General features: G+C 52.4%; 21 protein-coding genes and 3 tRNA genes. 15 read left to right on the forward strand and 9 right to left on the reverse strand.

The window, feature by feature from the left end; translation table 11 throughout:
- Position 1: 1 nt before the first annotated feature.
- From sodC to BM323_RS00880, 3 genes are all read right to left on the reverse strand, one after another.
- Positions 2-520 carry a superoxide dismutase family protein gene (gene sodC / locus BM323_RS00870; protein ID WP_008110292.1) on the reverse strand — a complete coding sequence of 173 codons (519 nt, stop codon included), beginning with the start codon at positions 518-520 and terminating at the stop codon, positions 2-4.
- Positions 521-600: 80 nt separating this feature from the next.
- Entirely contained in the window at positions 601-1,497 is an 897-nt protein-coding gene (locus BM323_RS00875; protein ID WP_008110294.1) for an aldo/keto reductase, read from the reverse strand.
- A 72-nt stretch (positions 1,498-1,569) separates the two neighbouring features.
- A complete protein-coding gene (locus BM323_RS00880) occupies positions 1,570-1,809 on the reverse strand; it encodes a DUF1289 domain-containing protein (RefSeq protein ID WP_008110296.1) in 240 nt (79 codons plus the stop codon).
- Between the two features lie 228 nt (positions 1,810-2,037).
- On the opposite strand from BM323_RS00880, the gene eptA reads away from it, so the two are divergent.
- The 5 genes from eptA to rnt all read left to right on the forward strand — a co-directional run bounded on the left by eptA (position 2,038) and on the right by rnt (position 6,744).
- Positions 2,038-3,675, forward strand: coding sequence for a phosphoethanolamine transferase EptA (eptA, locus tag BM323_RS00885; RefSeq protein ID WP_008110297.1), 1,638 nt, complete (start codon positions 2,038-2,040; stop codon positions 3,673-3,675).
- A gap of 39 nt (positions 3,676-3,714) precedes the next feature.
- Entirely contained in the window at positions 3,715-4,311 is a 597-nt protein-coding gene (locus BM323_RS00890; RefSeq protein WP_008110299.1) for a TetR/AcrR family transcriptional regulator, read from the forward strand.
- A gap of 50 nt (positions 4,312-4,361) precedes the next feature.
- Positions 4,362-5,459: an alkene reductase gene (locus BM323_RS00895; RefSeq protein ID WP_008110301.1), complete on the forward strand. Its 1,098-nt coding sequence runs from the start codon at positions 4,362-4,364 to the stop codon at positions 5,457-5,459.
- 101 nt (positions 5,460-5,560) lie between these two features.
- Positions 5,561-5,968, forward strand: a complete 408-nt coding sequence (gene gloA, locus BM323_RS00900; protein WP_007892766.1) for a lactoylglutathione lyase — start codon at positions 5,561-5,563, stop codon at positions 5,966-5,968.
- Between the two features lie 107 nt (positions 5,969-6,075).
- Positions 6,076-6,744, forward strand: coding sequence for a ribonuclease T (gene rnt, locus BM323_RS00905; protein WP_008110303.1), 669 nt, complete (start codon positions 6,076-6,078; stop codon positions 6,742-6,744).
- Between the two features lie 35 nt (positions 6,745-6,779).
- Here the strand turns inward: rnt and BM323_RS00910 are convergent, their stop codons facing one another.
- Positions 6,780-7,115, reverse strand: coding sequence for a Grx4 family monothiol glutaredoxin (locus BM323_RS00910; protein WP_175501675.1), 336 nt, complete (start codon positions 7,113-7,115; stop codon positions 6,780-6,782).
- Positions 7,116-7,479: 364 nt separating this feature from the next.
- Here BM323_RS00910 and BM323_RS00915 point away from each other — a divergent pair, with 364 nt between their 5' ends.
- Positions 7,480-8,271 (forward strand): C40 family peptidase, encoded by a 792-nt coding sequence (locus BM323_RS00915; protein ID WP_008110305.1) that lies wholly within the window; start codon positions 7,480-7,482, stop codon positions 8,269-8,271.
- A gap of 56 nt (positions 8,272-8,327) precedes the next feature.
- Here BM323_RS00915 and BM323_RS24205 read toward each other — a convergent pair whose 3' ends face one another.
- Positions 8,328-8,417 carry a cytochrome bd-I oxidase subunit CydH gene (locus tag BM323_RS24205; RefSeq protein ID WP_007892756.1) on the reverse strand — a complete coding sequence of 30 codons (90 nt, stop codon included), beginning with the start codon at positions 8,415-8,417 and terminating at the stop codon, positions 8,328-8,330.
- Between the two features lie 274 nt (positions 8,418-8,691).
- On the opposite strand from BM323_RS24205, the gene purR reads away from it, so the two are divergent.
- On the forward strand, positions 8,692-9,717 hold the full coding sequence (gene purR / locus BM323_RS00920) for an HTH-type transcriptional repressor PurR (RefSeq protein WP_008110309.1): 1,026 nt from the start codon (positions 8,692-8,694) through the stop codon (positions 9,715-9,717).
- Here purR and punR read toward each other — a convergent pair.
- Positions 9,714-10,625 (reverse strand): DNA-binding transcriptional activator PunR, encoded by a 912-nt coding sequence (punR, locus tag BM323_RS00925; protein WP_008110311.1) that lies wholly within the window; start codon positions 10,623-10,625, stop codon positions 9,714-9,716. The genes purR and punR overlap by 4 nt on opposite strands.
- Before the next feature lie 110 nt (positions 10,626-10,735).
- On the opposite strand from punR, the gene punC reads away from it, so the two are divergent.
- Positions 10,736-11,938 (forward strand): purine nucleoside transporter PunC, encoded by a 1,203-nt coding sequence (gene punC / locus BM323_RS00930; protein ID WP_008110312.1) that lies wholly within the window; start codon positions 10,736-10,738, stop codon positions 11,936-11,938.
- A 311-nt stretch (positions 11,939-12,249) separates the two neighbouring features.
- Positions 12,250-13,398 (forward strand): cyclopropane fatty acyl phospholipid synthase, encoded by a 1,149-nt coding sequence (gene cfa, locus BM323_RS00935; RefSeq protein WP_008110314.1) that lies wholly within the window; start codon positions 12,250-12,252, stop codon positions 13,396-13,398.
- Positions 13,399-13,447: 49 nt separating this feature from the next.
- Here the strand turns inward: cfa and BM323_RS00940 are convergent, their stop codons facing one another.
- A complete protein-coding gene (locus BM323_RS00940) occupies positions 13,448-14,092 on the reverse strand; it encodes a riboflavin synthase (RefSeq protein ID WP_008110317.1) in 645 nt (214 codons plus the stop codon).
- Between the two features lie 198 nt (positions 14,093-14,290).
- Between BM323_RS00940 and BM323_RS00945 the strand changes: the two genes are divergently transcribed.
- From BM323_RS00945 to BM323_RS00970, 6 genes are all read left to right on the forward strand, one after another.
- Positions 14,291-15,664 carry an MATE family efflux transporter gene (locus BM323_RS00945; protein ID WP_008110319.1) on the forward strand — a complete coding sequence of 458 codons (1,374 nt, stop codon included), beginning with the start codon at positions 14,291-14,293 and terminating at the stop codon, positions 15,662-15,664.
- 134 nt (positions 15,665-15,798) lie between these two features.
- Positions 15,799-15,875, forward strand: a tRNA-Val gene (locus BM323_RS00950).
- Positions 15,876-15,878: 3 nt separating this feature from the next.
- Positions 15,879-15,955: transfer RNA gene (locus BM323_RS00955), tRNA-Val, on the forward strand.
- Between the two features lie 19 nt (positions 15,956-15,974).
- Positions 15,975-16,051: transfer RNA gene (locus BM323_RS00960), tRNA-Val, on the forward strand.
- A 342-nt stretch (positions 16,052-16,393) separates the two neighbouring features.
- Positions 16,394-17,806, forward strand: coding sequence for a pyruvate kinase PykF (gene pykF, locus BM323_RS00965; RefSeq protein ID WP_008102983.1), 1,413 nt, complete (start codon positions 16,394-16,396; stop codon positions 17,804-17,806).
- A 304-nt stretch (positions 17,807-18,110) separates the two neighbouring features.
- Complete coding sequence (locus tag BM323_RS00970; RefSeq protein WP_007892735.1) at positions 18,111-18,347, forward strand: major outer membrane lipoprotein; 237 nt, start codon at positions 18,111-18,113, stop codon at positions 18,345-18,347.
- Positions 18,348-18,420: 73 nt separating this feature from the next.
- On the opposite strand, the gene BM323_RS00975 is transcribed toward BM323_RS00970, so the two are convergent.
- Together BM323_RS00975 and sufE are read right to left on the reverse strand one after the other, a co-directional pair.
- On the reverse strand, positions 18,421-19,398 hold the full coding sequence (locus tag BM323_RS00975) for a L,D-transpeptidase family protein (RefSeq protein WP_008102981.1): 978 nt from the start codon (positions 19,396-19,398) through the stop codon (positions 18,421-18,423).
- 61 nt (positions 19,399-19,459) lie between these two features.
- Positions 19,460-19,876 (reverse strand): cysteine desulfuration protein SufE, encoded by a 417-nt coding sequence (gene sufE, locus BM323_RS00980; protein ID WP_008102979.1) that lies wholly within the window; start codon positions 19,874-19,876, stop codon positions 19,460-19,462.
- Between the last annotated feature and the right edge of the window lie 18 nt (positions 19,877-19,894).

Below are 19,894 nucleotides of genomic sequence, written 5' to 3' on the forward strand. Positions count from 1 at the left end.
GTTAAATTACACCGCAGGCAAAACGCGCCCCGCCGCCGCCGAGCGGTTGCGGATGGTCGGCATGATTATCGCCGCCCACATGCACCATCAAGGCTTTACCTTTGATTTCACTCAGGGATTTGATGCGTGGCGCAACCACCGGATAATTCGCCTTGCCATCTTCGGTTACAAACAGCGCGGGCAAGTCGCCAAGGTGACCATCGGCATACGGGCCAAGATGCTTGCCGGTTTTTTGCGGATCGAGATGTCCGCCCGCCGCACCGGCCGCCACAATTTTACCGTCTGATTCGCCCGGTTCACAGCTGCCTTTGGCATGCACGTGGAAACCATGAACGCCCGGCTTCAGGCCGCTTAACGCTGGCGTAAATTGCACACCGTACGGCGTTTCGCTGATAGTGACTTTGCCAATTGCCGCTCCGATGCCCTGCGCGGTGGTTTCGTGCAGCGTGACTTCTTCTGACGCCGCCTGCGCACCTGCGGCGCAGGCCAGAGCCATCATAACAATGAGGGTCTTCTTCATAACGTCTCCTTACGGTTAGATTCTCTGTAAGCCTGGACCGCTTTCATCCAGGCTGCCGTAATTTGACGCAGCTTTACGCTTTAGGGCACATCGTAGCCGATGGCGGCTTTGCGGATGCGGAACCATTGCTGGCGATCGAGGGTTAACTGGCAGGCGCCAACCGCTTCTTTCACACGTTCAATTTTGCCTGATCCAATAATCGGCAGCGGACGGCTTGGCAACTTCATCACCCATGCATACACCACTTGTTCGATATTGCTGGCGCCAATCTCCTGCTTCACCTGCTCCAGCTCATCGCGCAACGGCTGATAGTGTGGATCGTTAAACACGCGACCGCCGCCGAGGCAGGACCACGCCATTGGGCGGATACGGTTCTGCTGGCACTGATCGAGCGAGCCATCCAGCAGCGACGTTTGCTCCAGCGGGGAGATTTCCAGTTGATTAGTGACCAGACTAAATGGCAAACGCGATTGCAGCAGCGTGAACTGAGACGCAGTGAAGTTAGAGACGCCAAAATGGCGTACTTTGCCGCTCTGATGCAGCGCCGTAAAGGCTTCGGCAATTTCATCCGCGTCCATCAACGGATCCGGGCGATGAATCAGCAGCAAATCAAGGTAATCGGTATTGAAATGGCGCAGCGAATTCTCGGCGCTGTGCAGAATGTGGCTGGCTTCGGTGATGTAGTGACCAATGCGGTGTTCGGGTTTGGCGCGCGTCGCAATGCCGCATTTAGTGACGATTTGCAGCTTTTCACGCAAACCCGGCGCCAGGCGCAGTGCTGCACCAAAGGCGGCTTCACACTGGTAATCGCCGTAGATATCAGCGTGATCGACAGTGGTAATGCCCAGCGCTAAATGGTGCTCAATAAACTGCACCACTTGCTGCGGCGTCATGCCCCACTCCATTAAACGCCAGTAACCGGCAATCAGCGGTGAAAAGGACGGTCCCTGCGGTGCAATAGCCTGCGGTTGTAACATGGTTAAACTCCCCTAAACACGATTCCAGATAACGAAAGCGGGAGTATAACGGAAAGGCAAATCGTCGTTTTCTTAAAACAGTTCCGGTTGTTGTGGATCATGATCTTCATCGACTTTTTGCTGGCGCTGCAGACGCAAAAAGCGTTGCCGGCACAAGCGCAGCACATCGCGCTTTTGCGCATCGCTGAATTTCATCCAGTTAAAGCGCTCTTCCCGGCTGCGTAAACAGCCACGACAATAGCCACGTGCGTCACTCTGGCAAATGCCACGACACGGGCTGGGAACGGGGAAGAACTCGAGTTGCTCGGCCACATGCACTCCGCAATTAACATCTCAAATCACATTGATAACAGCTTAATGACATTGTGCAAAGAGTATACGGGCATTGCGCATAATCAAGCCATCGCGGCATTTCGTTACGCCTGTTTACCAAAAAGCCAGCATTTAAAGGATTTGGATTGCTTACGTTTAATCTTCGTTAAGGTTTTCCTCATCTTGTCTTCATACGATTGTCACATTACCTCTTACCGTTGAGTTTTCATGAGATTCCCGATCACCTTTCAGTGCGGCACCAACGGATTTAATCTTATTGCCGCCCTGTTTTTCGCATTAGTCCTGAATGCCCTTTTCTTGCTGCGCGCCTGGGAAATGATCCCTTACGATCACGTCCACGATTATCTGTTCGCCGCCAGTATTCCGCTGGTGCTCGCCTCGGCTTTCTATTTTCTCTTCTCGCTAGCCGCCTGGCCTTATCTGCGCAAACCGTTGCTAATTGCGCTGGTATTAGTTAGCGCCGCCGCCAATTACTTCATGCACAGTTTTGGCACGGTGATCGACACCAATATGATTCAAAACGTCTTTGAATCCGACCCGCAGGAAGCCGGTGCGCTGATCAGCAGTCGCTATCTACTCTGGATGCTGTTGATGGGAATGGTGCCGGTTGTGCTGATTTGCGGCGTGCGCATCAATAATGGCACGCGCTGGTGGTGGAATCTGCTGCAACGTCTGACGGGCGCACTGGGGGCAATATTAATCATATTGCTGATGGCGGCGCTGTTTTACAAAGATTACGCCTCGCTGATTCGCAACAATAAAAACCTGATCAAGATGATTACTCCGGCCAACGTGGTCAGCGGTACTGGCCACTATGTCGATCAACGTTATCTGCAAGGTAGTCAGGAGTTGGTAAAGATTGGCGAGGATGCCTACAAAGGCCCATTAATCTCCGCAGCAACCAAGAAAACGCTGGTGGTGTTAGTGGTGGGTGAAACGGCGCGCGCCGAGAATTTTTCGCTGGGTGGTTACGCGCGTGACACCAATCCGGAGCTGAAAAAACAGCAGGTCATTTACTATCCCAACGCCACTTCCTGTGGCACAGAAACCGCTATATCGGTGCCATGCATGTTCTCCAATATGCCACGCGTGCATTACGACGCGAATCTGGCACACCATCAGGAAGGCGTGCTTGATATCCTGGCGCATGCCGGCGTGAGCGTGCTGTGGCGCGAAAACGATGGTGGTTGCAAAGGCGCCTGTGACCGCGTGCCGCACACCGACATGACGCAGTGGAAACTGCCACAATATTGTCACGATGGGTTTTGCCAGGATGATGTGTTGCTGCATCGTCTTGATAACTATTTTGATAGCCTACACAACGACGGCATTATTGTACTGCATCAAATGGGTAGCCACGGTCCAGCTTATTATCAGCGTTATCCGGCTGAGTTCCGCCGTTTTACGCCCACCTGCGATAGCAAACAGATTCAGGATTGCGATCATCAGGCATTGGTAAATACCTACGACAACTCGCTGCTATATACCGACGACATGCTGAGCCGCACCATTGATAAGCTCAAAGGCCTGAGCGATCGCTTCAATGTGGCGCTGGTTTATCTCTCCGATCACGGCGAATCACTTGGCGAACGCGGGATGTATCTGCACGGTGCGCCTTATATGTTTGCGCCCTCACAGCAAACACACATTCCTCTGCTGATGTGGATGTCACCGGGATACGCGGCGGCGAATCACATCAATGAGGCTTGTGTGCGCCAGCAAGCTGTCGACGCAAAGGTATCGCAAGATAATCTTTTCCATACGCTTTTAGGTATGTTCAATATCCAGACCCAACAGTATCAACCGCAGCTGGATATGAACAGATCGTGCCAAACCGCCGCCTGAGGGTTGCGCTAGACTGACTGGTCTAATAACCTGCGACCCATGAACAAGACTCTGCAACGCAACGATACTCGTGAACATCTGCTCGCTATTGGCGAGCAGGTTTGTTTACAGCGCGGCTTTACCGGCATGGGTTTGATCGAGATGCTGGCGCTGGCGGAAGTCACTAAAGGCTCGTTCTACCACTATTTCGGTTCGAAAGAGGCCTTTGGCGTGGCGCTGATTGAGCGCTATTTCGCCCACTTCCAGCAACAGATTGATCAGCAGCTGAGTCTGCCCGGTTTACCGCCGAGCGAACGCCTGTTAGCGCATTTCCGCTACGGCGAAAGGCTGTTTATCGAGCAAGGTCATATTGTTGGCTGCCTTGGGGTGAAATTGTCAGCCGAAGTGTGCGATCTCTCCGAACCCATGCGCGATGCCCTGCAACAAGGCGCCAATGCCATCATCGCTGCCTACACGCGCTGTTTGACTGAGGTAGCCGCTGAGCAGCCGCTGCCGTTTGGTCAAACGCCGCAGCAGCTGGCGCAGCGCTGCTACTTGTTGTGGCTCGGAGCCAGTTTGCAGAGCAAGATTTCCCGAGAGCCGGGTCCGATTAGCCTGGCGCTCGAAACCATCGAACAGTGGCTGATAAGTCACTGATTTTTAAAAATCGTCGTTACTAGACGACCGGTCTTCCTGGAGCAATCAATATGGCGAGTAAGCAGCTGTTCTCCCCACTCAAAGTGGGCGCGATTACCGTACCGAACCGCATTTTTATGGCCCCGTTGACGCGCCTGCGCAGCATTGAGCCGGGCGATATTCCGACGCCGCTGATGGCTGAATATTATCAGCAGCGCGCCAGTGCCGGTTTGATCATCACCGAAGCCACCCAGATCTCTTTCCAGGCGAAAGGCTATGCCGGTGCGCCAGGTCTGCACACACAGCAGCAAATTGCCGCGTGGAAAATGATTAACGAAGGCATTCATGCCGCTAAAGGTCACAGCGCCGTGCAGCTGTGGCACACCGGCCGAATTTCTCATAATAGCGTGCAGCCAGAAGGCAAAGCGCCGGTCGCACCGACCGCGCTGGCGGCAGGTACACGTACTTCCCTGCGCGCTGCGGATGGTTCGGTCTACCGTGAAGACACCTCAGTGCCGCGCGAGCTGTCAGTGGCTGAAATTCAGCAAATCGTCAAAGATTTTGGTCAGGCCGCCGCCAATGCGCGCGAAGCCGACTTCGACCTGCTGGAGCTGCACTCAGCGCACGGTTATCTGATGCATCAGTTCCTCGCACCCGGCTCAAATCAGCGTAGCGATGAGTACGGCGGTTCGATTGAGAAACGTGGTCGTTTCGCGCTGGAAGTGGTGGATGCGGCGATTGCTAACTGGTCTGCCGATCGTATCGGTATCCGCGTTTCGCCAATCGGTGCCTTCCAGAATCTGGAAAATGGCCCGGAAGAAGAGAAAGCAGCGTTGTGGTACATCGCCGAGCTGGGCAAACGCGGCATCGCCTATCTGCACCTTTCTGAGCCAGACTGGGCGGGTGGACAGCCATACAGCGATGCATTCCGTGAGAAAGTGCGTGCGCTGTTCCCAGGCGTGATTATCGGTGCCGGTGCCTACACCGTTGAGAAAGCGGATGATCTGATTGCGCGCGGCCTGATTGACGCGGTGGCGTTTGGTCGCGACTTTATCGCTAACCCGGATCTGGTTGCTCGTTTGCAGCAAGATGCGCCACTCAATCCGCAGCGTCCTGAGAGCTTCTACGGCGGCGGCGCGGAAGGCTATACCGATTATCCAACCCTGTAAGAAAATGGCTGCCGCGTTGGATAGGCGGCAGCGTTGTTTCATCAGTGTGTATACTTAGTTGTCTTGTCATTCACTGATGACGTTTTAAAAAAGAGGATGTTATGCGTTTACTTCACACCATGTTACGCGTTGGCGATTTGCAACGTTCTATCGATTTCTACACCCGCGTGCTCGGCATGCGCGTGCTGCGTCAGAGCGAAAACACCGAGTACAAATACACGCTGGCATTCGTTGGCTACACCGAAGAGAGCGAAGGCGCGGTGATTGAGCTGACTTACAACTGGGGCGTGGATAAATACGATCTCGGCAACGCTTACGGCCATATCGCGCTGGGCGTGGACAACGTGGCTGACACCTGCGAACGCATTCGCAGCGCGGGCGGCAACGTGACGCGTGAAGCGGGCCCGGTAAAAGGCGGTTCTACCATTATTGCGTTTGTTGAAGATCCAGACGGCTACAAGATCGAACTGATTGAAAACAAACATGCCGGTCACGGCTTAGGCAACTAAGGTTGCTGGTCAGCCTGCTAATTGCAGGCTGACTTCCCTCTCCTGCTGCACCCTCCTGCGATTTTTGCCATAATGCGCGCTGCCCTATTTATTGCCATGAGATCCTGATGTCTGAATCGAACGCTTTAAACGCTCTCCACCAACGCTTCCGCGGTTTTTATCCTGTTGTGATCGACGTTGAAACCGCAGGTTTCAATGCACAAACCGATGCACTGCTGGAAATTGCAGCCACAACGCTGAAAATGGATGAAGACGGCTGGTTGCACCGCGATGAAACGCTGCATTTCCATGTGGAACCGTTTGAAGGCGCCATTTTGAATCCTGCGGCGCTGGCGTTTACCGGCATCGATCCCACCAATCCGCTGCGCGGTGCGGTAAGTGAATACGAAGCGCTGCATGCGATTTTTAAAATGGTGCGCAAAGGCACCAAAGATAGCGGCTGCAATCGCGCCATTATCGTGGCGCACAATGCCACTTTCGATCTCAACTTCGTGATGGCGGCCGCAGAGCGCGCCAGCCTGAAGCGCAATCCGTTCCACCCTTTTGCTACCTTTGATACCGCAGCGTTAAGCGGCTTAGTGCTGGGGCAAACCGTGCTGGCGAAAGCCTGTAAAGCGGCGGGAATGGAGTTTGATAGTACGCAAGCGCATTCGGCGCTGTATGACACCGAGCAAACCGCGACGCTGTTTTGTGAGTTGGTGAACCGCTGGAAACGCCTTGGCGGCTGGCCGCTGGCTTTCAGTGAAGAACCCGCAGACGACGCGTCTGTCGAGTAAGCAAAGAAAAGGCCGACATTTGTCGGCCTTCTGCATTATTCCGCTTCTTTATACTTCTCAGCGGTCTCTTTCAGCAGTGGCTGAAGTTCACCGCGCTGGAACATCTCAACGATGATGTCGCAGCCGCCGACCAGTTCACCATCGACCCACAGCTGCGGGAAGGTTGGCCAGTTAGCGTATTTTGGCATTTCAGCGCGAATGTCCGGGTTCTGCAGAATGTCCACGTATGCGAAACGCTCGCCACACGCAGAAAGCGCCTGCACGGCTTGCGCCGAGAAACCGCAGCTTGGCAGCTTTGGAGAACCTTTCATGTACAGCAGAATCGGGTTTTCTGCGATCTGACGCTGAATTTTTTCAACAGTACTCATTATTGCCTTCCTTAATCTTCTACTTCGTGTTTGTTTATTGTAGCGATTTCGCTCCCGGACTGAAAACGGGATTTTGCGTTTGCACTGGCTAATCGCCATGTTTGTTAAGTTAACGCATGACAAATAACATTTTCATATCATTAATTGGCATTAATAAATTAATAATTAGCAATAGTTTCGCTGCGTTAACCAGCTGAAATCGCTCATTTTTGCTACAGAATCAATCTGGTAACATATTAATGGAAAAAGGCCTTACCTTTTGGAAAAAAAGTGGATTAGAATTGCCTCGGCGCTGATCGCTTGATCAGATTTCTCTCACTTTAACGCAGTCTGCTTTCATTCAGCCTGCTTAACCTGTAACCGGATTATGCGTCTACTAATTACGCTTTTCATACTGGCTTTTGCCCAACTGTTTTTTAATGTGGCTGCTGCATCTCCGCATGCGCCCGTTAATGCCAGTTCGCTTAAAGCAGAGAAAAAGAGCGCACGTGAAGACGAGCGCCGCAAACGACGCCCGGTGAAAACCACCACTAAAAAATCGCGCCTGACTGCTGTTCAAAAATTCAAACTCAAAAAACAGACCAAAACAGAAACCGCGCTGCACAAGACCACCAGCAAAAAATCCCCGCTGAAACTCTCTGCTAAGAAATACGGTCATCAACGTTTAGCGAAGAAAACACCTGAGATCGCCGTCGATGATGAAGCGTTAGCGCTGACCGGCATCAAAATGAGTAAGGCGCACCGCCAGCGTTATCAAAAGGCGCGTGAAACGGCGATGACCAAATTAATGGGCCAACTCGGCAAACCTTATCAATGGGGCGGCACTTCGCCACACACCGGTTTCGACTGCAGCGGCTTAGTGTGGTACGCCTATAAAGATCTGGTGAAATTCAAATTCCCGCGCACCGCCAATGAGATGTATCACCTGCGCGATGCGGCACCTATCAAGCGTGAAATGCTGGAGAAAGGTGATCTGGTGTTCTTCCGCATCAATAATCGCGGCGCTGCCGATCATGTTGGCGTGTATCTCGGCAACGGGAAATTCATTCAGTCGCCGCGTACCGGCAAAGATATTCAGATTAGCGCATTGGGTGAGGATTACTGGCAGAAACACTATGTGGGCGCGCGTCGCATGATGACGCCAAAAACTATTCGCTAGCTGTTGCGCAACAATCATAAAAAAGCCGGATGCTGTTCTCAGCTCCGGCTTTTTTGTTAATGCATGATCGCAGTAAAGCTGAAGGCGATAATCATCAACAGTGCGCCAACGGTGGTCATTAGCGCCAGCTTCAGGTCGGTATTCATCACAACTCCTTAGTCACACAATTATTAGGGTTAAGGCGATTTTCGCACAGCAATGGGCAAAAATCTCGTGTTATCCGCGCCAGCTTGCTAGAATCGCCGCCTTTCGTTGCGCAACAGATTTTGCGCGTGCTGTATTTACAGCGTGATGAAGTGATTTCGCCTGCTAAAACACACCGTTTTGCCCGCTCTTTTGGGCTATAAAAGCATTAGCAGACGCAAACGTTTAACAATATACTTATCAGTAAGTTGCGATAAGCCCAGGAGTACCATTTTCATGGCAACAATTAAAGATGTCGCAAAACGCGCGGGTGTCTCAACCACCACGGTTTCGCATGTCATCAACAAAACGCGTTTCGTTGCGGAAGAGACGCGTAACGCCGTATGGGAAGCGATCAAAGAATTACACTACTCGCCCAGTGCCGTGGCGCGTAGTCTCAAAGTTAATCACACCAAAACCTTAGGTTTGCTGGCGACCTCCAGCGAAGCGCCCTATTTCGCTGAAATTATCGAAGCGGTGGAGAACCGTTGTTTCGAACGCGGCTACACGCTGATTCTCGGCAACGCGCATAACGATCTGCAAAAGCAACGTGCTTACCTGTCAATGATGGCGCAAAAGCGCGTCGATGGCTTGCTGGTGATGTGTTCTGAGTATCCAGACGATTTGCTACAGATGCTGGAAGAGAACCGCAACATTCCCATGGTGGTGATGGATTGGGGTGCATCGCGCGGTGACTTCACCGATACCGTGCAGGACAATGCGTTTCAGGGCGGCTATCTCGCCGGGCGTTATCTGATTGAACGCGGTCATCGCGATATCGGTGCCATTCCCGGCCAGATGGAGCGCAACACCGGCGGCGGCCGTCACGCTGGCTTCCTGCAGGCAATGAACGAAGCGGGCATTACGGTGCGTCCGGAATGGGTAGTTCAGGGCGACTTTGAGCCTGAATCGGGCTATCAGGCGATGCAGCAGATTTTAAATCAGAAACAGCGCCCAACGGCGGTGTTCTGCGGCGGCGATATTATGGCGATGGGCGCGATTTGCGCTGCTGATGAGATGGGCTTGCGCGTACCGCAGGATATCTCGGTCATCGGCTACGATAACGTGCGCAACGCGCGCTATTTCACGCCAGCGCTGACCACTGTGCATCAGCCAAAAGCCGAACTGGGTGAAAAAGCGCTGGAAATGCTACTGGATCGCATCACCAGCAAGCGTGAAGATCCGCAAACCATTGAGGTTCAGCCAACGCTGATTGAGCGCCGTTCGGTGGCGTACGGTCCGTTCCGCGACTATCGCCGCTAAGCCGACACTTCGCTGAGCCATTCGTGGTTCAGCGTTTCGGCATCCCCGAGATAAGCTAGTAACCACTCCAGCGCCGGTGACGCGCGCTGTTCTGACCAGCTAACGCAGCACGGACTGTCCGGAAAGGCTTGCGGCAGTGCCAGTTCGACCAGTTTATGGCTATCCAGCAGCGGACGTGCCAGATGGCCCGGCACCATTCCAACGCACAATCCTGCCAGCAAACAATCCATTCCGGTTTCCCATTCTGGTACCACCAGACGTCGCTGATTATCCAGCGTCCATGTCATACGGCGCGGCAAAGCACGCGAGGTATCTTCCAGCACCAGCGATGGCCATGCCCGCAATGTTTCATCATCCAGCTCCCTGCTGTTAACCAGTGGATGATCGGGACTCACTACACAACGCCAGTTCAGTGCGCCCATATCCTGAAAGGCAAAACGTCCGCCCACCGGAATCGCTTGGGTTGCGCCAATCGCCACATCAACCCGGCCATCTGCCAACGCATCCCACACGCCGTTAAACACTTCGTAGCTGATAATCAGCTCCATATCGGGAAAGTGGCGATAGAAATCCTTCACTAACTGCCGCGTGCGCTGCGGTTTAACGATGCAATCAACCGCGATGCTTAGCTCCCCGCGCCAGCCATTTGCCAGTTGCTGACACTGTCGACGGGTTGCCAGCATTTTTTTGATAACAGATCGTCCTTCACGTACAAAATGCTCGCCCGCCGGTGTCATCACCACTTCGCGGTGCTGACGCTCAAACAGCGGCACCGCCAGCCAGCTTTCCAGCTGGCGCACGGTATAGCTGACGGCAGAAGGCACACGATGCAGCTCCTGCGCTGCCGCACTAAAACTGCCAGTGCGCGCCACCGCATCAACCACTTCAAGCGCATATTCTGACCACATAATTTTGCCTTCAAAAAATTTAACAGCACTATGCAAATATTAGCGTTTCACAAAGCGCGTTGCATCCTTTTACACTCCCCGGCGTTCAACCTGCCCAAATGAGAATCACCATGTTGTCGTCTAAAGCATTTATGCCTTATCTCGCCGTGCTCAGCATGCTCGGCTTTCTTGCCACGGATATGTATTTACCCGCCTTTGGCGATATGCAGCGTGATTTCGCGAGCGCACCCGGCACCATCAGCGCCAGCCTGAGTCTGTTTCTCGGCGGTTTCGCCTGTGCCCAGGTATTTTGGGGGCCGCTGTCAGATCGTTACGGCCGTAAACCCATTTTGCTGGCCGGTTTAGCCATCTTCGCCCTTGGTTGTCTGGGAATGCTTTGGGTGACCGATGTCCGCCTGATGCTGGCGCTGCGTTTTGTGCAGGCGATTGGTGTGTGTGCGGCTGCCGTGAGCTGGCAGGCGCTGGTGGTGGATCACTATCCAAAAGCCAAAGCCAATAAAGTGTTTGCCACGATTATGCCGCTGGTTGCGCTGTCTCCGGCGCTGGCACCGCTGCTCGGCGCCTGGCTTATCGGCCACTTCCACTGGCGCAGCATCTTTATCACACTAACGCTGGTTGCCGTGGTGCTACTGATCGGTACGCTGCAGTTAACCTCGCCTAAGCGCGAGAAAGTTGCGTCAGGCAAACAACCCGGCTGGTTGACCTTATTGGGTACTCGCGTTTACAGCGGTAACGTCTTGATCTACTCGGCGTGTTCGGCGAGCTTTTTCGCCTGGCTGACGGGCTCACCATTCATTCTCGCCGCTGCTGGCCTGACGCCGGGTGATATTGGCCTGAGCTATATTCCGCAGACCATTGCGTTTCTGATTGGCGGCTTTGGCTGCCGCACGCTGTTAAATCGTTATCAGGGCGCGCAACTGCTGCCGTGGTTGCTGGTGCTGTATAGCCTGAGCATCCTGAGTTTGTTTGTCATCGCCCTGATGCCTTCCGCGCCGCTGTTTGTGCTGTTGATGCCCTTCTGCGGCATGGCGCTGGCCAATGGTGCGATCTATCCGATTGTGGTTGCCAGCGCATTAGCGCCCTTCCCGCACGCCACCGGTAAAGCCGCAGGATTACAGAACTTATTCCAGTTAGGATTATGCTTTGTTGCCAGCCTGCTGGTCTCCGCCGGTCTTGAGCAGGCGCTGTTCAACACCACGTTAGTGATGGTGGCTACTGTGGTACTGGCGTGGGCGGGCTTTGTCTGCCAGCGATCGCTAAACGCACAAAGTGATATTGCCCACACTTCCCGTCCCTGCGAAGATAATCTCTAAGCCAACGATTTTCGTTAGCAAACTAACGATAACCCGTTGAATATTGACCCACGTGAGCATATACTCTGTGGGTCAGTAATTCTGTATTAAATCAATAATATAAATGTAATAGCTTTAGCGACACTGTCGCGGGATGGCGTCTGCACATTATCCGGTGCGGCGACCCACTTTTCTGCTCAAATTCATACCTCTGTACTACGTCGTACAACGTCGGATTTCTGGCGCACGGATTTTCCGTGAGTTCTCTCACAGGTCTTGGGAAATTGGCTATTCTTTTTCTCAGGTTCAGATCGGAAGGTGATGGAGAAGCTATGAGTTCATCTGTTATAGAAGAAGTGAGCCTTGAAGAAAACCATTGGTATCGGATCGTCAATGAACTGCTAGAGCGGGCTGATATTGCAGTTAATGGCACTCGTCCCTGGGATATTCAGGTAAAGCATCCAGATTTTTTTAAACGCGTTCTTGAGGAAGGATCGCTCGGATTAGGTGAAAGTTACATGGATGGTTGGTGGGAGTGCGAACAGCTCGATATGTTCTTCCATCGCGTTTTAAAACACCATCTGGATAAACAATTACCCCGGCATTTTAAAGATACGTTGCGCATCGCCGCCGCGCGTCTCACTAATTTGCAATCAAAAAAACGCGCCTGGATTGTGGGTAAAGAGCATTACGACCTTGGTAATGATCTATTCTCACTGATGCTTGATCCTTATATGCAATATTCCTGCGGCTACTGGAAAGATGCTGATACCCTGGAAAACGCGCAGCAAGCCAAACTGGATATGATATGCCGCAAGTTGCAACTTGAACCGGGCATGACGCTGTTGGATATCGGTTGTGGCTGGGGTGGACTGGCAGAATATGCTGCGCGCCATTATGGCGTCACGGTGCATGGCGTGACTATTTCAGCAGAGCAACAAAAACTGGCACAACAGCGTTGTGAAGGACTGGATGTCACTATATTACTGCAGGACTATCGCGACCTGAATAATCAATATGATCGCATCGTTTCTGTCGGTATGTTTGAACATGTCGGGCCGAAAAACTATGCCACTTATTTTGATGTTGCTGACCGCAACCTCAAACCAGACGGCATATTTTTGCTGCACACCATTGGCGCCCTCACCACAGATATGAATGTCGATCCGTGGATTGATAAATATATCTTCCCCAACGGCTGTTTGCCGTCGGTACGTCAAATCGCTGATGCCAGCGAGCCACATTTCGTCATGGAAGATTGGCATAACTTTGGCGCAGATTACGATACGACGTTAATGGCATGGTATGAACGTTTTCAGGCGGCGTGGCCGCAGCTGGCTGAGAAATATGGCGAACGTTTTAAACGAATGTTCGACTATTATCTCAACGCCTGCGCCGGTGCGTTTCGTGCCCGTGATATTCAGCTGTGGCAGGTAGTATTCAGTCGTGGCAAGGATGGCGGTTTACGCGTAGCGCGTTAATAAGCTTTCAAATGAATCAAGGCGCCGCATGGCGCCTTTTTTAACGGTATTATTCTGCGCTAGCAATCTGCGCCAGTGCAGCGGCTTCACGCTGCGCTAATACGCGCTCAACCGTTTCCACAATGGCCTGCGTATGCGGATCAATCTCAATATTGACCTTATGACCAAACTTCTTCGCGCCTAAAGTGGTGCGCTCCAGCGTTTCCGGAATCAAATGCACACAGAATTTGCTTTTCGTCACGTCTCCAACGGTCAAACTAATTCCATCGATACCCACGAAACCTTTGTGCAGAATATATTTGATCTGCGTGGCGTCCTGTAATTTAAACCAGATTTCGCGGTTGTTTTCTGACTGGATAATTTTGCAGATTTCCGCCGTGGTCATAATATGGCCAGACATCAAATGGCCGCCAATTTCATCACTGAACTTCGCTGCACGCTCAATATTCACCACATCACCCACCTTTAATTCACCCAGGTTGGTAATGCGCAATGTTTCTTTAATCAGATCGAAGCTGACCAGATCGCCGTTAATCTCGGTCACGGTCAGGCAGCAGCCGTTGTGTGCCACCGATGCGCCCAGCGCCAGGCCCGGTAACAGATCCTCCGGTAAGCGCACAATATGGGTACGAAACAGATCTTTCTCTTCAATGCCGACAATTTCTGCCGTGCCTTGCACAATTCCAGTAAACATAATCTCAGCCTCTGCAAAGTTTGCGTCAGTTTATCACAGCTTGTCGGCGGCAGCTTAATTTGGCGGAGTTCAAACTTTACACAAATTGCTAAACAAAATGCGATCAACGTTTGGCGGAAGCCAGCGCTGCCGCTACACTATGCCGCGCATTCTTTGGGGATTTCGCCCCGCTCTCTTCTTTAATTAAGCAGGTGTAACGTGCAGAAGTATTTTACAGAAGCGCGTCAATTGCTGGCCCTCGCGATCCCGGTCATCCTTGCTCAGGTGGCCCAGACGGCGATGGGATTTGTAGATACTGTTATGGCCGGTGCGGTAAGCGCCACGGATATGGCCGCCGTTGCTGTCGGCACCTCTATCTGGCTTCCCGCCATTCTGTTTGGTCATGGTCTTCTACTGGCTTTGACGCCTACCGTTGCGCAACTCAACGGTTCAGGACGACGCGAACGTATCGCGGAACAAGTGCGCCAGGGATACTGGATGGCAATTTCCGTTGCGCTACTGATTATGGTGGTGCTGTGGAATGCCGGTTATCTGATTAACACCATGCATGACATCGATCCTGAATTGGCCGCCAAAGCCGAAGGATACCTGCATGCGTTGCTGTGGGGCGCACCGGGATATCTGTTGTTCCAGGTGATGCGCAACCAATGCGAAGGTTTGTCGAAAACCAAACCGGCGATGCTGCTCGGCTTTCTCGGCCTGATGGTGAACATTCCGCTCAACTATGTCTTTATTTACGGACATTTTGGCATGCCGGCCTTAGGCGGCGTCGGCTGCGGCGTGGCGACGGCGTCGGTCTATTGGGTGATGTTCCTGGTGATGCGCTTCTGGGTCAAACGCATGGCAAGCATGCGCGATATCCGCATGAAAACGCGCTGGTCCGCACCGTCACGCGCAATTTTGTCACGCCTGTTCACACTGGGTTTGCCAGTGGCGTTGGCGCTGTTCTTTGAGGTGACACTGTTTGCCGTGGTGGCACTGCTGGTGTCACCGCTCGGCATCGTCAAAGTGGCCGGGCACCAGATTGCGCTCAACTTCAGCTCGTTGATGTTCGTGTTGCCGTTGTCACTCGGCGTGGCCACCACCATTCGTGTTGGCTATCGACTTGGACAAGGTTCCGCCGAACAGGCGCGCGTTGCCGCGTGGACCGGGCAAGGCGTGGGCATCAGCATGGCGGCCATCACCGCGCTGTTTACCGTGATCTTCCGTCATGATATCGCTGCGCTGTATACCGCAAATCCTGAAGTCATTACTCTTGCGGCGCAACTGATGCTGCTGGCGGCGATCTATCAGTTCTCAGATTCGATTCAGGTGATTGGCAGCGGTATCTTGCGAGGTTATAAAGACACGCGCTCGATCTTCTTCATTACCTTTATCGCCTATTGGGTGCTGGGTTTGCCGGTGGGTTATGTACTGGCGATGACGGATTGGGTATTGCCGAAACTCGGTCCCGCCGGTTTCTGGTGTGGCTTTATTATCGGCCTGACCTCCGCAGCAGTGATGATGATTTGGCGCATCCGTCGTTTGCAGCGCCTGCCTGCGCAGGTGATTTTGGCGCGCGCGGCGCGCTAAGTGGCTGGTAACGGCGAAAAAAACGACGCATAGCACAGTTGCTGGTCAGTCGTAGGGGAAAAACACTTTTTCCCCTTGCCAGCATCACAGCCTGCCGTTAATATTCGTCCCCGCTGTCGCCCTGACAGCGTGTTGCGCTCTTAGCTCAGTTGGTTAGAGCACCACCTTGACATGGTGGGGGTCGATGGTTCGAGTCCATTAGAGCGCACCAAGTGCGTCCGTAGCTCAGTTGGTTAGAGCACCACCTTGACATGGTGGGGGTCGGTGGTTCGAGTCCACTCGGACGCACCAATTATTGAATATTCTGCATGCGCTCTTAGCTCAGTTGGTTAGAGCACCACCTTGACATGGTGGGGGTCGATGGTTCGAGTCCATTAGAGCGCACCACTCTGGTTTTATCTCCTTGCGCAACACCTTTTTCTTGATCTGCATCGTCTTTATCACGCCGCTTTTATATTGGTTTTCGCATACTTAGCGACTATACTATGCCGCGTTGTTCCACCTGAAAGGTTTCAGCGCTAACGTGCCTATGCAAACAACTCCAATGATTTGCGCAACACTGATCACTCAGTTCCCTCGCGTACTGCATAACTTCTCTGCACGCTTTGCTTTCGTCTCCTATTCTTATTTCTGTGAAATCCGTTCCAACACCATAAATATTCTCACTTCGGTGCCATGCGCATCGAATCCCGACCTTTATCATCCATCACAACTTATAGAAAACCTGACATGAAAAAGACCAAAATCGTTTGTACTATCGGTCCAAAAACCGAATCTGAAGAGATGCTGACCCAACTGCTGGAAGCGGGCATGAACGTGATGCGCCTGAACTTCTCGCACGGGGACTATGCTGAACACGGCCAACGCATTACCAACATGCGTGCCGTTATGGAAAAAACCGGTCGTCAGGCCGCTATTCTGCTGGACACCAAAGGTCCGGAAATTCGTACCATGAAACTGGAAGGCGGCAACGATGTATCGTTGAAAGCGGGCCAGACCTTCACTTTCACTACCGATCAGTCGGTGATTGGTAACAGCGAACGTGTTGCCGTGACCTACGCCGGTTTCACTGAAGACCTGAAAATTGGTAACACCGTGCTGGTCGACGATGGCTTGATCGGTATGCAGGTGACTGAAGTCACTGAGAACTCAGTGATCTGTAATGTCCTGAACAACGGCGATCTGGGTGAGAACAAAGGCGTTAACCTGCCAGGTGTCTCCATTCAGCTGCCTGCACTGGCGGAAAAAGATAAGCGCGACCTGATCTTTGGTTGCGAGCAGAACGTTGATTTCGTCGCCGCTTCATTTATCCGTAAGCGTTCTGACGTGCTGGAAATCCGTGAGCACCTGAAAGCACACGGCGGCGAACACATTCAGATCATCTCGAAAATCGAGAACCAGGAAGGCCTGAACAACTTCGACGAAATCCTCGAAGCGTCAGACGGCATCATGGTTGCGCGTGGCGACCTCGGCGTTGAGATCCCGGTTGAAGAAGTGATCTTCGCGCAGAAGATGATGATCAAAAAATGTAATAAAGCCCGCAAAGTGGTGATCACCGCGACACAGATGCTGGATTCAATGATCAAAAACCCGCGCCCTACCCGCGCAGAAGCCGGCGACGTGGCTAACGCCATCCTCGATGGTACCGATGCGGTGATGCTGTCTGGTGAGAGCGCGAAAGGCCGCTATCCGCTGGAGTCGGTCACCATCATGGCGACCATCTGTGAGCGCACCGATCGCGTGATGAAATCCCGCATCGATTCGCTGCAAGACTCACGCAAGCTGCGCATCACCGAAGCAGTGTGCCGCGGTGCCGTTGAGACTGCAGAGAAGCTGGAAGCGCCACTGATTGTTGTAGCCACCGAAGGCGGTAAATCAGCCAAAGCCATCCGTAAGTATTTCCCGGATGCCACCATTCTGGCACTCACCACCAACGAAACCACCGCGCGTCAGCTGATTCTGAGCAAAGGTATCGAAACCCACCTGGTGACAGAAATTGCCTCAACTGATGATTTCTATCGCATTGGTAAAGAAATGGCGCTGGAAAGCGGATATGCGCAGAAAGGCGATGTTGTGGTAATGGTTTCAGGCGCATTAGTACCAAGCGGAACGACAAACACCGCTTCTGTACATGTAATCTGATTAGCAACTGAATTTTTATTAAAAAGCGCCTTTTCCAGGCGCTTTTTTTATTGCTGATGTAATACAAAAACCAGAAATTTCCAATCGAAATTAACTATTCAAAATCTCGTATGATTAAGGTTAGTCCGATTAAATCTCTCTGTTTTAGCTAATTATTTTCATCTTCTTCTGTGAAATGCTGTTTCTTTGAGCGAACGATCAAAATTAAGCATGTTCTCATCAAAAATTTATTCTCAACTCAAAAAGCTTTGTGTAATACTTGTAACGCTACATGGAGATTAACTCAATCTAGAGGGTATAAAGAATGAATCGCACTAAACTGGTACTGGGCGCTGTAATCCTGGCTTCAACTATGCTGGCTGGTTGCTCAAGCAACGCTAAAATCGACCAACTGTCTTCAGACGTTCAGACTCTGAACGCTAAAGTTGATCAGCTGAGCAACGACGTGAACGCAATCCGTTCTGACGTTCAGGCTGCTAAAGATGACGCAGCTCGCGCTAACCAGCGTCTGGACAACCAGGCTCACTCTTACCGTAAGTAAGAGTACTGGTTGAAAAATGGTGCCCATGTGGCACCATTTTTTTTGTTCTGATTCTGCGTTTCTCTGGTCCGAATTAGGGTTGCGCTACTGCTTCACCTACAGCTTCAGCACTCTGATTAGTTACCGGCTCACCGCTGCTCACTAACACCGGCATTCCTGAACGTCGGGCTATCACTTCCTTAATCAACGCGATATCGCTCTTCTCACTCTTTGAGAAGGCTTTCAGCTGCGCAGACTGCGCAATCGGCATGGTTTGTGGATCATCCTTATCGTTGCGCGATAAAGGCTGATGCACTTCAACGTAGCGCTTACCGTCGGGCTCAATCGCATATTTGATGGGCTGGTTGATGACCTGCACGCGCGTTCCTTTCGGCACGCTGTTGAACAGCGCTTCAATATCATCCGGTCGCAGGCGAATACAGCCAGAACTCACGCGCATTCCAATACCAAAGTCAGCATTGGTGCCGTGAATCAAATACTGACCTGTACCACGCGCCAGACGCATGGCAAACAGCCCCATTGGGTTATCTGGTCCGGCGGGCACCACGCCCGGCAAGGTAATGCCCTCTTTGGCATAGCGCTTGCGGATATTGGTGGTTGGCGTCCAGGTAGGATTAGGGATTTTCTGACTGATACTGGTGACCATGGTTGGCGTCATGGCGCCCAGTTGACCGATACCAATCGGATAGACCACCACACGATCTTCACCTTTCGGATAGTAGTAGAGTCGCAGTTCCGCGAGGTTAATCACGATACCTTCGCGTGGCGCATCAGGCAGCAGCATCTGCAGTGGCACGGTTAATTGTGTACCGGCCTTTGGCAGCCAGGGATCAACGCCTGGATTGGCTTCCAGCATGCCGAGCATGCCTATCTTATAACGCGCGGCAATGCTCTCCAGCGGCCGTTTGTCATCCGGCACGGTGGTTAGGGTATTCTCGCCAATTAAACGGCTGTTATCGGCTGGTAGGGGATATTCCGTAGCAAATGCAGGTGCAGAGAGTCCGCAACAGGACAACAGCAATGCACCGGCTAAACGTAAGGCTGGTTTCATGCAATTTTCTCTTTGTCGGATAGAACAGACCCCGGTCAAGCCGGGGTCTGGAGAGTGTAACTTAGCTGAGGGTCTGAGCGTTATGCCGGATCGCGCGGATCATGGCTTCCAGACCCTGTGAACGCGAGGGAGTAAGATGTGAGGTCAGCGCTAATTCGCCGAACCAGTGACGCACATCGAGATCGAGAATCTCTGGCGCCTTGAGCCCCTGATACAGGCTAAATACCACTGCAATCAACCCTTTAACGATGGCGGCATCACTGTCACCTTCGAAGGCGATGGTGCCATCGGCCTGCGGGGTCATGCGTATCCACACCTGGCTCTGACAGCCTGAAATCACATGTTCTGGCTGCTGTAAGCTTTCGGAGGATTCTGGTAATTTCCCACCGAGTTCAATGATGTAGAGGTACTTCTCTTCCCAGTTAGCGCAACGATTAAAGTTACGAACCAGTCTCTCTTTATCTGGCAAATTCGCCATGAATCACTCCTGAAATCT

The sequence above is a fragment of the Pantoea sp. YR525 genome (assembly GCF_900116775.1).
GTDB classification, from domain to species: domain Bacteria; phylum Pseudomonadota; class Gammaproteobacteria; order Enterobacterales; family Enterobacteriaceae; genus Pantoea; species Pantoea symbiotica.

Coding starts and splice junctions, on each gene's coding strand:
- punC (WP_008110312.1), top strand. CDS start 10,736: ATGTTGTCGTCTAAAGCATTTATGCCTTATCTCGCCGTGCTCAGCATG.
- cfa (WP_008110314.1), top strand. CDS start 12,250: ATGAGTTCATCTGTTATAGAAGAAGTGAGCCTTGAAGAAAACCATTGG.
- BM323_RS24205 (WP_007892756.1), bottom strand. CDS start 8,417: ATGAATACCGACCTGAAGCTGGCGCTAATGACCACCGTTGGCGCACTG.
- sodC (WP_008110292.1), bottom strand. CDS start 520: ATGAAGAAGACCCTCATTGTTATGATGGCTCTGGCCTGCGCCGCAGGT.
- BM323_RS00915 (WP_008110305.1), top strand. CDS start 7,480: ATGCGTCTACTAATTACGCTTTTCATACTGGCTTTTGCCCAACTGTTT.
- pykF (WP_008102983.1), top strand. CDS start 16,394: ATGAAAAAGACCAAAATCGTTTGTACTATCGGTCCAAAAACCGAATCT.
- punR (WP_008110311.1), bottom strand. CDS start 10,625: ATGTGGTCAGAATATGCGCTTGAAGTGGTTGATGCGGTGGCGCGCACT.
- BM323_RS00890 (WP_008110299.1), top strand. CDS start 3,715: ATGAACAAGACTCTGCAACGCAACGATACTCGTGAACATCTGCTCGCT.
- BM323_RS00970 (WP_007892735.1), top strand. CDS start 18,111: ATGAATCGCACTAAACTGGTACTGGGCGCTGTAATCCTGGCTTCAACT.
- rnt (WP_008110303.1), top strand. CDS start 6,076: ATGTCTGAATCGAACGCTTTAAACGCTCTCCACCAACGCTTCCGCGGT.
- BM323_RS00940 (WP_008110317.1), bottom strand. CDS start 14,092: ATGTTTACTGGAATTGTGCAAGGCACGGCAGAAATTGTCGGCATTGAA.
- eptA (WP_008110297.1), top strand. CDS start 2,038: ATGAGATTCCCGATCACCTTTCAGTGCGGCACCAACGGATTTAATCTT.
- BM323_RS00875 (WP_008110294.1), bottom strand. CDS start 1,497: ATGTTACAACCGCAGGCTATTGCACCGCAGGGACCGTCCTTTTCACCG.
- sufE (WP_008102979.1), bottom strand. CDS start 19,876: ATGGCGAATTTGCCAGATAAAGAGAGACTGGTTCGTAACTTTAATCGT.
- gloA (WP_007892766.1), top strand. CDS start 5,561: ATGCGTTTACTTCACACCATGTTACGCGTTGGCGATTTGCAACGTTCT.
- BM323_RS00975 (WP_008102981.1), bottom strand. CDS start 19,398: ATGAAACCAGCCTTACGTTTAGCCGGTGCATTGCTGTTGTCCTGTTGC.
- purR (WP_008110309.1), top strand. CDS start 8,692: ATGGCAACAATTAAAGATGTCGCAAAACGCGCGGGTGTCTCAACCACC.
- BM323_RS00895 (WP_008110301.1), top strand. CDS start 4,362: ATGGCGAGTAAGCAGCTGTTCTCCCCACTCAAAGTGGGCGCGATTACC.